Here is a 13,486-nt window from a genome sequence, read left to right as displayed (position 1 = left end):
GCCGGGATTGGGGATTCGGGATTCGGGATTGGGAACGCGTGGCTGCTGTGCGGCCATCGAACTCGCGTCCGATCTGCCTAGCCGCCGCCGACGTACTGAGACCGCATGGCTAAGACATCCGCTTCGTTGATCGCGGCCAAGACGCTGGTGCATGCGCTCGCGCTGGCGCCGCTGGCCTATCTGGGCTGGCAGTTCTGGCAGGTGTGGCAGAGCGGCAGCGATGCGCTCGGCGCCGATCCGGTCGCCGAGATCGAGCACCGCACCGGGCTGTGGGCACTGCGCCTGCTGCTGCTGACCCTGGCGATCACGCCGCTGCGGCAGCTGAGCGGGCAATCGGTACTGCTGCGCTTCCGGCGCATGCTCGGGCTATATGCGTTCTTCTACGCCTGCGTGCACCTGGGCGTGTATCTGGGCCTGGACCTGCGCGGGTACTGGGCGCAGATCTTCGAGGAGATCGTCAAGCGCCCCTATATCACCGTCGGCTTCCTCGCCTGGCTGCTGCTGATCCCGCTGGCGATCACCTCCACCCAGGGCTGGATGCGCAGGCTCAAGCGCAACTGGGGCAAGCTGCACAAGGCGATCTACGCGATCGGCGTGCTGGCGGTGCTGCATTTCTGGTGGCTGGTGAAATCGGACATCCGCGAACCGCTGCTGTACGCGGCGATCCTGGCGTTGCTGCTGGGCTGGCGCGGCTGGCGGGCGCTCAGCGCGCGCCGAACCACAACAGCCCGCTGAGCGCGGCCGCCAGCAGCAAGGCGCTGAGCAGCAGCCACGGCCAGCGCAGCGCGGTGGCCGGGCGCGGTGCGGGCTCCGCTGCGGCGGCCAGCGGGACGCTGGCCGGATCGTGCTTCAGCGGCTCGCCGGCCGCCGCCTGCGGCACTTCCAGCACGAAGCGGTGCTGCGTGTCGAACACCAGTTGGTCGCCAGGCTGCAGCCAGCAATCGCGTACCGCATTGCCGTTGACCTGGGTCTGCGCATCGCCGAGCCCGCGCAGCAGCACGCGTTCGCCATGGCGCTCCAGGCGCGCGTGGCGTTCGGCGAAAGCGGGATCGTCGATGCAGATATCGCAGTCGCGGAGGCGGCCGATGCTGCGCACCCGGTCGAGGGTATAGCTGCGGCCATGATGCTGGCCGCCGACCCCGCGCAACACCAGCCGCGGATCGTCGCCCTCGCCTTCCGCCACATCGGGCAGGCGCTGCAGCGGCTCGCACACGCCCCGGACCACCATTTCCACGCCATCGGCATAGACCGCATCGCCGGCGCGCAGCAACGCCATGCGCCGCACCGGACGCCCGTTCACGTGGATGCCGCGGACGCCGTTGGCCACCTGCAGCCACAGCCCGCGCCGGTCCAGGCAGAACTGCGCCAGCAGCAGCGCGCCCTGGGTGTCGTCGACCACGCGCACATGCCCGGACGCCTGCCGCACGATGCGGTGCACGCCCGCGCGCAAGGGCCGGTCGGGTTGCTGGCGGTTGCTGAAATGGACTTGCAGGTCGGGCACGGCGGGGAGCCTAGCAGGTTGCCCGCGCTTGAAGAAGCGCGCCGCACCTGGACAACACTCCGCGCATACGCACAATGCCTGATCTTTTCCGCGGGCCGCATGCCCGCACAGGAGCCAGCATGTCCAGCATCGACATCCGCCACGACCACGGCAAGACCCCCGCACAGGCGCGCAAGGCGATCGAAGACGCCGCCAAGAAGCTGTCCGAACGTTTCGACCTGGAATCGCGCTGGGACGGCGATGCGCTGCTGTTCTCGCGCTCCGGCGTGGACGGGCGCATCGAACTGCTGCCCAAGCAGGTGCACGTCACCGCCGAACTGGGCTTCCTGCTGTCGGCGCTGAAAGGCACGGTGGAAAGCGAGATCCGCCGCGTGCTGGCGGAAAAGCTGGGCTGAGCGGCAAAGCCCTTCTCCCGTCGGGAGCGGGGTTGTGGGGTGAGGGTCCGGTGCGAAGCGGCTCGCTGTGTTTGGGCGCGCGAGGCTTCGCCCTTACCCTCATCCGGCCCTGCGGGCCACCTTCTCCCGATGGGAGAAGGGACAGGCTAGCCCCTCTCCCACCGGGAGAGGGGTTGGGGTGAGGGTCCGGCCCGCTCAGTCGAACGCGAACGGCTGCGGGTGCCCGGCGAACAGGCGCCGCGAGACTTCGCGCTCCGTGGTTTCGATGTCGCCGATGAAGCCTTCGGCATCGCCGAGCTTGGAGAACGCGTCGAAACCGCGTTCCAGGAACCCCTGCAGCTCCGACAGCCCCGCCGCCTTGGCCGGGCCGCGCGCGAAGCGCAGCAGCATGCGCACGCCCGGGGTGTGCACCGCGGTGGCCAGGCCCAGGCCGACGCTGGCGATCAGGTCGATCTGATGCAGGCGCAGGCGGCGCAGGCCGGTGTGCCGGTAAGCCTCGGCGTACAGTTCGTCGTCCAGGCGCTTGCGGCGCGGCGCCAGCGCCTGCAGCGCTTCGGCCATGCGCAGGTCCAGCGCGTGGGTCAGCACGCCCAGCTCGATGCCGTCGGCGACCGTGTCCAGCAGCGTGGCCGGCATCAGCCGCTGCATCATCGGCAGCACCTTGACGATGTCGGCATCGCGCCGGCTGAAATCGCGGTCGCCATAGACGTCGGTCAGGAAGAACATCGCCGCCGGGCGCCGCTGCGGGTCCTCCAGGAAGTGTTCGAAGCTGCGCTCCAGCCGTTGCGTCTGCCAGCGCCGCAGTTCCTGCAGCCAGCGCAGCGCATTGCGCGGCTCGTGCGCCGGATCGTGCACGGCCTGATGCCACGCCAGACGGCGGCCGAGTCGTTCCAGGACGGGATTGCTGCGCGCCATGGGCGCCGATGATGCTGGTCGCCGCGCGTGACCGCAAGCATCATGCCGCTCGGCTACACTCCGGCCAACGCCCTTCGCGGACCGCGCATGCTTTCCCTCCACAGCGCCTCGCCACGCCCCCGTTCTCACGGCCGTATCGGCCTGGCCATCGCCGGCGGCGGCCCGATCGGCGGCATGTACGGACTCGGCGCGCTGCGCGCGCTGGACGAGGCCCTTGACGGACTCGACCTGACCCGGCTGGATTGCTACGTCGGCGTCAGTTCCGGCGCGTTCCTGACCGCCGGCCTGGCCAATCGCATCAGCAGCGCCGAGATCTGCCGGATCTTCGTCACCGGCAACAGCGACGATGCGCACTTCCGGCCCGAGGATTTCCTGCGCCCCAACGTCTATGAATACCTGCGCCGCGCCGCAACCCTGCCCAAGCTCGCCTACGGCTGGTGGCACGACCTGCTGACCGAGCCGCGCAAGACCCGCTGGTCGGACCTGATCACCCGCTTCGGCGGACTGGTGCCCAGCGGGCTGTTCGACAACGCCGGGGTCGAGCGCTTCATGCAGGACGTGTTCAGCCGCCGCGGCCGCAGCAACGATTTCCGCGCGCTGGACACCGACCTGTTCGTGGTCGCGGTGGACCTGGACAGCGGCCGCACCGTGCGCTTCGGCGAACCGGGCCTGGACCAGGTGCCGATCTCGCTGGCGGTGCAGGCCAGCGCCGCGCTGCCGGGGCTGTACCCGCCGGTGGAGATCGGCGGCCACCACTACGTCGACGGCGCGCTGCGGCGCACGATGCATGCCTCCACCCTGCTGGAGCGCGGCATCGACCTGATGATCGGGATCAACCCGCTGGTGCCCTACGACGCCACCCACGCGCCGCGCCGCAACGGCCAGATCGACCACGCGCGGCTGCTCAACGGCGGCCTGCCGGCGGTGCTGTCGCAGACCTTCCGCACCCTGCTGCAGTCGCGCATGCAGGTCGGGCTGGAGAAGTACGCGCGGCAATATCCGCGCGTGGACCAGCTGGTGTTCGAACCCAACGCCGACAACAGCGAACTGTTCTTCACCAATCTGTTCAGCTATGCCGCGCGCCACCGCGTCTGCCAGCTGGCCTATCGCAACACGCTGGCCGACCTGCGCCGCAACGCCGACGTGCTGGAGCCGATGCTGGCCGCGCACGGCATCGCGCTGCGCCACGACATCCTCAACGATCGCCAACGCACCTTCATCGACGGCGTGGACGTGCAGCAAGGGCGCACCACCGAAGCCACCGCGCGCCTGCGCCGCGCGCTCGACGACGTCGACCAGGTGATCGCCCGGCGCCGCGCCACCCGCCGCACGCGGCGCGCGCCGCCGCTTTCCGCCGACTGAGGCGCCGGCGCTGGTGTGATTACTCTAACCAACGCCGTGAGTCTCGAATCCAGCCACCCAACCGCCGAAGGAACCGCACCGTCATGGCCACCCTGAAGAAATCCGCACGCAAGAAGAAGTCTGCCGCCGCTGCCGACGAGGGCCTGCAGGCGCAGGCGGAAAAGCTGTCCAAGCGTCTGGGCGAATCCGCGCAGCAGGTGTGGCTGGCCGGGGTCGGCGCGTTCGGCCGTGCCCAGGCCGAAGGCGGCAAGCTGTTCGAAACCCTGGTGAAGGAAGGCCTGACCCTGGAGCAGAGCACGCGCAAGCTGGCCGGCGGCGGCGTCGATGCGGTGCGCGACGTGGTGGAGAACCGGGTCGGCCAGGCGCGCGAACGCGCCGCCGACACCTGGGACCGATTGGAGAAGGTGTTCGAGGACCGGGTGCAGCGCGCGTTGCGCAGGCTGGAAGTGCCCAGCCGCGAAGACCTCGGCACGCTGGTCGACCGCGTAGACGCTTTGAATGCCGAACTGCGCAACCTCGGCAGCGGCCGTCGCGCACGCCAGGCGCCGGCCAAGGCGCCGGCAGCCAAGAAGGCGGCAAAGACCGCCGCGCCCAAACCCCGCCCGGCCAAGCAGGCAGCGCCGGCGCGACGCCGTGCCGGTCCGGTCGTGGCCAGCGCCGCGCCCGCGCCGAAACGCGCCAGCCGCAAGCGCGCAGCGGCGTCGGCAGCGGCTGAATAAGGTTTTGTTGCAAAGCAGCAGATTTTTTCCGACAATCGGGACGGACCCGCCAGTCCATCTGAAGACCGTTTGCTCCCCTCCCCTCTCGGCTTCGGACTGGCGGGTCTTCTCCTGTCCGCCGTTCCCCGCTGTCGCCTTGCCGGCGCTGTGACACGCTGGCGATAGACTGGCGTCATCGAATAGCGTTACGCGGGTGCGAGCATGTTTTCCTGGATAGTGGCAACGGTCTTGGCAGTGGGAGCATGGCTCGCTGCCACGCTCTACCTGTGGGTGGTCCGGCGCCGCGAGAACGAGACCACCGCCGGGCTGCATGCGCTGGCCGGACTGCACTGGCGCGATTTCTCGCGCATGGTGCGGCGCGCGATGCGCGAGCAGCGCGACCTGCACGACGCGGTGGCCGACGAGGACGTTTCCCAGGAACCGCAGAGCGATTTCGTGATGACCCGCGGCGATGCGCGCTGGCTGCTGTCGTGCAAGCACGGCCGCGCCTACCGGATCGGCTCGGCCGCGGTCAACGAACTGGGAGCCGCGGCACGGCTGATGGGCGCGCAGGGCGGCATCCTGGTCACCGAGGGCAAGGTGCAGCGCGACGGCATCGCCGCGGCCGACAAGCAGTCGGTGGAGATCCTCGACGGCCGCCGCATCTGGCCGATGCTCAAGCGCTACCTGCCCAGCGAACTGGAGGACGGGGTGATCGGCGCCAGTCGCCGGCGTGCGCAGCGGCATACCGCGATCGCCGCACTGGCCGCGTTGACCCTGGGCCTGCTGGTGGGACTGGGCGGGCTGGCGCTGCAGCAGCGCAGCGCCGATGCCACGTCCGTGGCCGCGCCCCACGCGCCCGCCGCGCCCACGCCGGCAGCGCCGCCGGCACCAGGCACCACGCCGGTGGCCGCGCCTGCGGCAGCGGCCGCTGCCGCATCCGTCACCGAAGCACCGCCGGCAAGCGCAGACCCCGACCCGGCCACCGAGGCCGAGTATCGCCATTCGGTCTCCAAGGCCCTGGCCAGCACGCCCGGCGTGATCCGCGGCATCTGGCAGACCCAGATGACGCTGGTGATCGACCGCAGCGACGACGACGCGCAGGTGTGGCCGCGGATCTGCAAGGAAGTGGAACGCTACCCCTCGCTGCGCACCGTGCGCATCCAGCTCAATCCACGCCCGGACCGCGACGAGCCGGTGCGCTGGCGGCAATGTAGGACGTTTTGAGCCGGGATTGGGGAGTCGGGATTCGGGATTGGTAAAAGCGGCTTTGCCGCGCCGGATGCAACAGCGGGACGATGAACTTGCAGATGCTAACGCTCTTGCGAATCCCCAATCCCAAATCCCGGCTCATTGGTAAAAGCGCTTTTTGCCGCGCCGGATGCAGCAGCGGGACGATGGACTCGCAGGTGCTAACGCTCTCGCGAATCCCCAATCCCAAATCCCCAATCCCGGCTCATCACCAATGCACGCCCCGCATCAGCGCCGCGAACGCGATCTGCTCCTGGCTGGGCTTGGCCTCGCGTAGCGCCTTGCGGTCGCCCTTGGCCGCGGCCGAATCCGGGAACAGTTCGAAGGCGGTGTTCATCACCACCTCGTAGGCCTTCGGCGCCACCGCGTTGACCAGCGCGGCGAAGATGCCCAGCCGCGTCGCCACCCGGCTCGGGCGCTCGATGATCGCCTTGACCATCAGATCGGCGGCTTCCTCCACGCTCAGCGTCGGCACGCTGTCGTACATCTTGGTCGGCGCGATCATCGGCGTCTTCACCAGCGGCATGTTGACCGTGGTGAAGCTGATGCCCTTGCCGGACAGCTCGCCCTGCGCGCAGCGGCTCCACGCGTCCAGCGCCGCCTTGGAGGCCACGTAGGCGGAGAAACGCGGCGAATTGGCCAGCACGCCGATCGAGCTGACGTTGATGATGTGGCCCTTGCGCCGCCCGGTCATGCCCGGCAGCACGCCCATGATCAGGCGCAGGCTGCCGAAGTAGTTCAGCTGCATGGTGCGTTCGAAATCGTGGAAGCGGTCGTAGCTGAGTTCGATCGAGCGGCGGATCGAGCGGCCTGCATTGTTGATCAGCACGTCGACGTGGCCGTGCGCTTCGAGCACCGTCTTGAGCAGCGCATCGCAGCCGGCCAGGTCGGACAGGTCGGCGGTGTAGGCGAACACCTTGCCGCCCTTGGCGTTCATCGCATCGCGTGCGGCGAACAGTTCCTGCTCGCCGCGGGCGACGATGATCGTGGTGGCGCCGGCCTCGGCGACGCGCTGCGCGGTGGCCAGGCCGATGCCGGAGGAACCGCCGGTGATCAGCACCACCTTGCCGCGTACCTTGCCCTTCAGCGTGCGGTCCACGAACAGGTCCGGATCCAGGTGCCGTTCCCAGTGGTCCCACAGGCGCCAGGCATAGTCTTCCAGCCGCGGCACGGCGATGCCGCTGCCCTTCAGCGCGCGCTCGGTCTCGCGGCTGTCGAAGCGCGTGGGATAGGTGATGAACTTCAGCACCTCGCGCGGGATGCGGAAATCGCGCAGCAGCATGCCGGTGAAGCGGCGGATCGGCGGCAGCCCGCCGACCGCGGCACGGATCCCCGCCGGCACGAACGCGAACATCCGCGCATCCACCCGCAAGGTCATTTCCGGCGCATGGCCGGCGCGGCAGAACACGTTGAGCACCTCGCCCACGCGCAGCGGCTCCGGATCGGTGAGATGGAAGGTGTGGCCGTCGAGCTTGGGCTTGTGCGCGATGTGGTCCATCGCATCGGCGACGAAATCCACCGGCACCAGGTTGATGCGCCCGCCCTCGATGCCCAGCATCGGCGCCCACGGCGGCAGCAGCTGGCGCAGCTTCTTGATCAGCGGGAAGAAGTAGTACGGCCCGTCGATCTTGTCGATCGCGCCCGTGCGCGAATCGCCGACCACCATGCCGGGGCGGTAGATCCGCCACTTGATCCGGGTTTCCGCGCGCACCAGCGCCTCGGCGTCGTGCTTGGTGCGCAGGTAGGGATCGTCCAGGCCTTCGGCCTCTTCGAACATGTCTTCGCGGAAGATGCCCGGGTACAGCCCGGCCACCGCGATCGAACTGGTGTGGTGGAAGACGCCGGCGCCGATCTGCGCCGCCAGTTCCAGCGCGTTGCGGGTGCCGTCGAGATTGGCCACGCGCTGCGCCTCGGCCTTGGCGGTGAGGTCGTACAGCGCGGCCAGATGGAAGAAGTGCTTGACCTTGCCGTGCAGCGTCTTGCGTTGCGCCTCGTCCAGGCCGCAACAGTCGGCACCGACATCGCCGTGCAGCACGACCAGGCGCTTGGCGTCCCAGCCCTGCTCGCGCACCAGCGCATCGAACTTGCGTTGCGACTCCTTGCGGACCAGGACGTGGATGAGGCCTTTGCGCCGCATCAGGTTGGCCATCAGATAACGGCCGATGAAACCGGTGGCGCCCGTAACGAAATACGTCATGCCGAACCATCCCTCGTGCTGCGGCCGCGGCCCCTCGCCCCGTCCTGGCCGCTAACTTGCCAGAGTGCGGCAGGCAGGACAAACGCACGCCGGGGTACGGCGCGCACGCGCCGCGTGCGGCAGCGCAGCATCGGTCGCCCGCGACACGGCGGGTTTCGCCTGCCGCGTGGCGCTCAACGCACGCCTGGCGAGAAGCGCGCGACCAGGTCGTAGGTGTCGCCGAGGAACACCTGGCGCACGAAGGTGACCGCCTGTTCGCCGCGCCAGGTCTGCCGGTCGATCAGCAGGCAGGCGGTGCCGGTGGCCACCTGCAGCCGCGCCGCCTGCGCGGGGTTGGCGCCGACCGCGCTGATGCGGTGCTCGGCGCGGGTCCACGGCACGTGCTGCAGCAGCCAGCTGCCGGGCACGACGACCGCGAAATCCATCTGCAGCGCTTCCGGCACCGCCACCGGATTGATCACCCGCTCCTCCAGCGCGAACGGGCGCCCGTCGGCGAAATGCAGGCAGTGCAGCGACAGCAGCGTGCCGGCGGCAGCGACCTCGGCCTCCTGCGGCAGTTCGGCGCGCGGCACGCGCTGGCGCCGATCCAGCAGTTCGAAGCGATAGGCATGGCCGCGCGCGGCGACCTCGACCGGAATGTCGGGGATCTCCAGCGCCACCTGTTCCATGTGCGGATGCGGCCGCGCCACGAACGAGCCGGCGCGGCGGCGGCGCTCGATCATGCCGGCGTCGGCGAGCAGCGCCAGCACCTTGTTGACCGTCATCCGCGAGCAGGCGTACTGCGCCATCAGTTCGTGCTCGAACGGGATGCGATGGCCCGGCGGCCATTCGCCGCTGCGGATGCGGCCTTCGATGTCGCTGCGGATGCGGTGGTTGAGCGTCGCCGCGGGCCGGGACGGGCTCATCGGCGCGTCCGCGCGGCAGCGTGCCGCAGGCGCCGCCGGATCATGCGTCCAACAGCGCGGTCAGCGCGCGCGCATAAGCCGCAGCGACCGCCTCGCGGCGATGATGGCGGCCGTCGCGCACCAGTGCGCGGCCGTTGCGCCAGACCGAACGCACCGCACCGCGCCGCGCGGCGAAGATCCAGCTGTCCAGCAAGGCGTCGCCGCTGCGCGCGCACAGCGCCGGATGCGCAGGATCCAGTTCGACCAGATCGGCCGGCGCGCCGACGCGCAGGCCCTGTTCCACGCACAGCGCCTGCGCCGCGCCCTGCGCCGCGGACTGGAACAGGAAACGGCCGCTGGACTGCGCGGCGTCCCCAGCGAGCACGTTGCGCCCGCGCAGCTGCAGACGCTGGCCGTACTCGAGCAGGCGCAACTCCTCGGCCGCATCGATCAGCACGTTGGAATCGGAGCCGACGCCGAAGCGGCCGCCGGCCTCGACGAACGCGCGCATCGGGAACAGCCCGTCGCCGAGGTTGGCCTCGGTGATCGGGCACAGGCCGACCACTGCGCCGCTGCTGGCGATGGCCTGCACTTCGGCGGCGTCGACGTGGGTGGCATGGACCAGGCACCAGCGCGCGTCCACCGGCGCATGCGCCAGCAACCACTGCACCGGCCGCTGCCCGCTCCAGGCCAGGCAGGCCTCGACCTCGCGGGTCTGCTCGGCGATGTGGATGTGCACCGGGCCGTCGCACAGCGGCAGCAGCGCGGCCAGTTCGTCCGGGGTCACCGCGCGCAGGCTGTGCGGCGCGATGCCCAGCATCGCGTCGTCGAGGCCGCGCAGCGCGCGGCGGCTGCCGTCGAGCAGTTCGGCGTAACCGTCCACGTCGTGGATCAGCCGCCGCTGCGCCGGGTTCGGCGCGGCGCCGCCGAAATCGGCATGCGCGTAGAACACCGGCAGCAGGGTCAGGCCGATGCCGCTGTTGTGCGCGGCGGCGGCCAGGCGCTGCGCCATCTCCGCGCGCTCGGCATACGGCCGGCCATCGGCGGCGTGGTGCAGGTAATGGAATTCGCCGACCCGGGTGAAGCCGGCCTCGAGCATTTCCACGTAGGCCTGTTCGGCGATGGCCTGCATGCTGTCCGGGTCCAGCCGCTGCAGGAAGCGGTACATCAGCTCGCGCCAGCTCCAGAAACTGTCGCCGCTGCGGCCGCCGACCTCGGTCAGCCCGGCCATGCCGCGCTGGAACGCGTGGCTGTGCAGGTTGCCCAGCCCGGGCACGGCGATCGCCAGCGCATGGTCGGCGGACGCCGCGGCCACGCCGGACTGCACCGCGGCGATGCGCCCGCCACGCACCTCGATCCGCACGTCGCGCGCCCAGCCCTCCGGCAGCAGCGCCTGCGCGCACCAGAAACCGCTCGCCGCCTCGTTCCCGCCTGCCTGTTGCTGCGCCAGGGTCTGCACTGGACACCCTCCGTCGACCACAATATTGTATATACAAAATAACCGACGAGCCCGCCCGTGACCATGCCCTGCGACACGCTCTGGCACAACGCTCACCTGATGACCCTGGACGCCGACGACGGCGGGCTGGGCCTGGTCCGCGACGGCGTGGTCGCCTGCCGCGACGGACGCATCGTCTATGCCGGCGCCGCCGCGGCGCTGCCGGAACCGCTGGCCGCGCAGCACAGCGTCGATTGCGGCGGACGCTGGATCGGCCCGGGCCTGATCGACTGCCATACCCACCTGGTCTACGCCGGCAACCGCGCCGGCGAGTTCGAGCAACGCCTGCTCGGCGCCAGCTACGCCGACATCGCCCGTGCCGGCGGCGGCATCGTCGCCACCGTGCGCGCCACCCGCGCCGCCGACGAAGCCGCGCTGCTCGCTGAGAGCCTGCCGCGGCTGGACGCGCTGCTCGCCGAAGGCGTGACCACGGTGGAAATCAAGTCGGGCTACGGACTGACCCTGGACGACGAACTGCGCATGCTGCGGGTGGCGCGGCGCCTGGGCGAACTGCGCCCGGTCGCGGTGGCGCCGACCTTCCTCGGCGCGCACGCGGTGCCGCCCGGCGCCGAGGCCCAGGCCTATATCGACGAAGTCTGCGAACGGATGATTCCCGCCGTCGCCGCACAAGGCCTGGCCGAGGCGGTGGACGTGTTCTGCGAGCACCTCGCCTTCACCCCGGCGCAGACCGAGCAGGTGTTCCAGGCCGCGCAGCGGCATGGCCTGGCGCTGAAGATCCATGCCGAACAGCTATCCAATCAGGGCGGCGCGGCGCTGGCGGCGCGCTACGGCGCGCGCTCGGCCGACCACGTCGAGTACCTGGACGACGCCGGCATCGCCGCGATGGCGGCCGCCGGCACCGTGGCGGTGCTGCTGCCGGGCGCGTTCTACTTCACCCGCGACACGCAGTTGCCGCCGATCGCCGCACTGCGCGCCGCCGGCGTGCCGCGCGCGCTGGCCACCGACTGCAATCCCGGCACCTCGCCGCTGACCAGCCCACTGCTGGCGATGAACCTGGCGGCGACGCTGTTCCGCATGAGCGTGGCCGAATGCATCGCCGGCTTCACCCGCGAGGCGGCGCGCGCGCTCGGACGCTACGAACAGGTCGGCCGGCTGCGCGCCGGGCTGCAGTGCGACCTGGCGATCTGGGACATCGAACAACCGGCCGAACTGGTCTATCGCATGGGCTTCAACCCGCTGCATGCGCGCATCTGGAGGGGACAATGAGCAACGAGATCGTGCTGCGCCCGGGCGCAGTGAGCCTGGCGCAGTGGCGCGCCGTGTACCGTGGCGCCGGCGTGCGCCTGGACCCTGCCTGCGCCGAGGCGGTGCTGCGCAGCGCGCAGACGGTGGAGGCGATCGTCGCCAAGGGTGCGCCGGTGTACGGCATCAATACCGGCTTCGGCAAGCTGGCCAGCGTGCGCATCGAGCGCGAAGACCTGGATACCCTGCAGCGCAATATCGTGCTGTCGCATGCGGCCGGAGTCGGCGAGCCGATGCCGGTGCCGGTGGTGCGGCTGATGCTGGCGCTGAAGCTGGCCAGTCTGGCGCAGGGGGCGTCCGGCGTGCGCCCGGCCACGCTGGCGCTGCTGGAAGCGTTGTTGCGGCACGACGTGATCCCGGTGGTGCCGTGCCAGGGCTCGGTCGGCGCCTCCGGCGACCTGGCGCCGCTGGCGCATCTGGCCACGGTGATGATCGGGGTCGGCGAGGCCTTCGTCGGCGACGAGCGCCTGCCCGCCGCGCAGGCGTTGGCGCAGGCCGGGCTGCAGCCGCTGGCGCTGGGCGCGAAGGAAGGTCTGGCGCTGCTCAACGGCACCCAGTTTTCCACCGCCTACGCGTTGGCCGGGCTGTTCGAGATCGAGCGCGTGTTCCATGCCGCGCTGGTCGCCGGCGCGCTGTCCACCGAAGCGGCGAAGGGGTCGGACACACCGTTCGATCCGCGCATCCACGCCTTGCGCGGGCAGCGCGGGCAGATCGCCACCGCCGCCGCGCTGCGCGAACTGATGCACGGCTCGGCGATCCGCGATTCGCACCGCGACAACGACGTGCGCGTGCAGGATCCGTACTGCCTGCGCTGCCAGCCACAGGTGATGGGCGCGGCGCTGGACGTGATGCGCCAGGCCGCGACCACGCTGGCGATCGAGGCCAACGGCGTATCCGACAATCCGCTGGTGTTCAGCGAGACCGGCGAGGCGCTGTCCGGCGGCAACTTCCACGCCGAGCCGGTGGCCTTCGCCGCCGACATGCTGGCGCTGGCGGTGTGCGAGATCGGCTCGATCAGCGAACGCCGCGTGGCCATGCTGGTGGATCCGGCACTGTCCGGGCTGCCGGCGTTCCTGACTCCGAAGCCGGGGCTCAACTCCGGCTTCATGATCCCGCAGGTCACCGCCGCCGCGCTGGTGTCGGAGAACAAGCAGCGCGCCTACCCGGCCAGCGTCGATTCGATCCCGACCTCGGCCAACCAGGAAGACCATGTGTCGATGGCCGCGCACGGCGCGCGGCGGCTGCTGGCGATGGCCGAGAACGCGGCCAACGTGGTCGGCATCGAACTGCTGGCCGCCGCGCAGGGTTGCGACTTCCATGCGCCGCTGACCTCCAGCGCCGCGCTGGAAGCGGCGCGCGCGCTGCTGCGCGTGCAGGTGCCGGCGCTGCAGGACGACCGCTATTTCCATCCGGACATGCTGGCCGCCACGGCGCTGGTGCGCGGCGGCGCGCTGGCCGAAGCGGTCGATGTGTCCCTGCCCGACGCAACGTCCGGACCATGACCCTGTAGGAGCGGCTTCAG

Annotated in this window: 12 protein-coding genes; 7 read left to right on the top strand and 5 right to left on the bottom strand. The window is 70.4% G+C overall.

Annotation, left to right across the window (positions count from 1 at the left end; genetic code table 11):
* The first annotated feature begins 105 nt into the window (after positions 1 to 105).
* On the top strand, positions 106 to 735 hold the full coding sequence (gene msrQ / locus JR064_RS04130; protein WP_206228895.1) for a protein-methionine-sulfoxide reductase heme-binding subunit MsrQ: 630 nt from the start codon (positions 106 to 108) through the stop codon (positions 733 to 735).
* Here msrQ and JR064_RS04125 read toward each other — a convergent pair.
* On the bottom strand, positions 704 to 1,501 hold the full coding sequence (locus JR064_RS04125; RefSeq protein ID WP_206228894.1) for an FHA domain-containing protein: 798 nt from the start codon (positions 1,499 to 1,501) through the stop codon (positions 704 to 706). The two genes, msrQ and JR064_RS04125, sit on opposite strands and share 32 nt — an antisense overlap.
* A gap of 119 nt (positions 1,502 to 1,620) precedes the next feature.
* On the opposite strand from JR064_RS04125, the gene JR064_RS04120 reads away from it, so the two are divergent.
* Positions 1,621 to 1,896, top strand: coding sequence for a polyhydroxyalkanoic acid system family protein (locus tag JR064_RS04120; protein WP_003473856.1), 276 nt, complete (start codon positions 1,621 to 1,623; stop codon positions 1,894 to 1,896).
* Between the two features lie 195 nt (positions 1,897 to 2,091).
* Here JR064_RS04120 and JR064_RS04115 read toward each other — a convergent pair whose 3' ends face one another.
* The gene (locus JR064_RS04115; RefSeq protein WP_179564995.1) at positions 2,092 to 2,811 is read right to left on the bottom strand and encodes a DUF8198 family protein; all 720 of its coding nucleotides are present in this window, start codon (positions 2,809 to 2,811) and stop codon (positions 2,092 to 2,094) included.
* 87 nt (positions 2,812 to 2,898) lie between these two features.
* Here JR064_RS04115 and JR064_RS04110 point away from each other — a divergent pair, with 87 nt between their 5' ends.
* The 3 genes from JR064_RS04110 (at position 2,899) to JR064_RS04100 (ending at position 6,098) form a co-directional block, all read left to right on the top strand.
* Complete coding sequence (locus JR064_RS04110) at positions 2,899 to 4,173, top strand: patatin-like phospholipase family protein (RefSeq protein WP_206228893.1); 1,275 nt, start codon at positions 2,899 to 2,901, stop codon at positions 4,171 to 4,173.
* An 83-nt stretch (positions 4,174 to 4,256) separates the two neighbouring features.
* Positions 4,257 to 4,892, top strand: coding sequence for a phasin family protein (locus tag JR064_RS04105; RefSeq protein WP_206228892.1), 636 nt, complete (start codon positions 4,257 to 4,259; stop codon positions 4,890 to 4,892).
* Between the two features lie 201 nt (positions 4,893 to 5,093).
* The gene (locus JR064_RS04100) at positions 5,094 to 6,098 is read left to right on the top strand and encodes a restriction endonuclease (RefSeq protein WP_206228891.1); all 1,005 of its coding nucleotides are present in this window, start codon (positions 5,094 to 5,096) and stop codon (positions 6,096 to 6,098) included.
* A gap of 232 nt (positions 6,099 to 6,330) precedes the next feature.
* On the opposite strand, the gene JR064_RS04095 is transcribed toward JR064_RS04100, so the two are convergent.
* The 3 genes from JR064_RS04095 to JR064_RS04085 all read right to left on the bottom strand — a co-directional run bounded on the left by JR064_RS04095 (position 6,331) and on the right by JR064_RS04085 (position 10,662).
* Positions 6,331 to 8,319 carry an SDR family oxidoreductase gene (locus JR064_RS04095; RefSeq protein WP_191824111.1) on the bottom strand — a complete coding sequence of 663 codons (1,989 nt, stop codon included), beginning with the start codon at positions 8,317 to 8,319 and terminating at the stop codon, positions 6,331 to 6,333.
* Between the two features lie 173 nt (positions 8,320 to 8,492).
* Positions 8,493 to 9,224 (bottom strand): histidine utilization transcriptional repressor HutC, encoded by a 732-nt coding sequence (gene hutC / locus JR064_RS04090; RefSeq protein ID WP_206228890.1) that lies wholly within the window; start codon positions 9,222 to 9,224, stop codon positions 8,493 to 8,495.
* Between the two features lie 40 nt (positions 9,225 to 9,264).
* Positions 9,265 to 10,662, bottom strand: coding sequence for a formimidoylglutamate deiminase (locus JR064_RS04085; protein WP_206228889.1), 1,398 nt, complete (start codon positions 10,660 to 10,662; stop codon positions 9,265 to 9,267).
* 63 nt (positions 10,663 to 10,725) lie between these two features.
* On the opposite strand from JR064_RS04085, the gene hutI reads away from it, so the two are divergent.
* Positions 10,726 to 11,928, top strand: a complete 1,203-nt coding sequence (gene hutI, locus JR064_RS04080; protein ID WP_206228948.1) for an imidazolonepropionase — start codon at positions 10,726 to 10,728, stop codon at positions 11,926 to 11,928.
* Complete coding sequence (gene hutH / locus JR064_RS04075) at positions 11,925 to 13,466, top strand: histidine ammonia-lyase (protein ID WP_206228888.1); 1,542 nt, start codon at positions 11,925 to 11,927, stop codon at positions 13,464 to 13,466. Before hutI ends, hutH begins: the two co-directional genes overlap by 4 nt.
* Positions 13,467 to 13,486 lie beyond the last annotated feature (20 nt).

It is taken from the genome of Xanthomonas bonasiae, from assembly GCF_017163705.1.
GTDB classification, from domain to species: Bacteria; Pseudomonadota; Gammaproteobacteria; order Xanthomonadales; family Xanthomonadaceae; genus Xanthomonas_A; species Xanthomonas_A bonasiae.
Note: the sequence above shows the minus strand (reverse complement) of the source record. Positions and strands in the feature narration are given on the sequence as shown.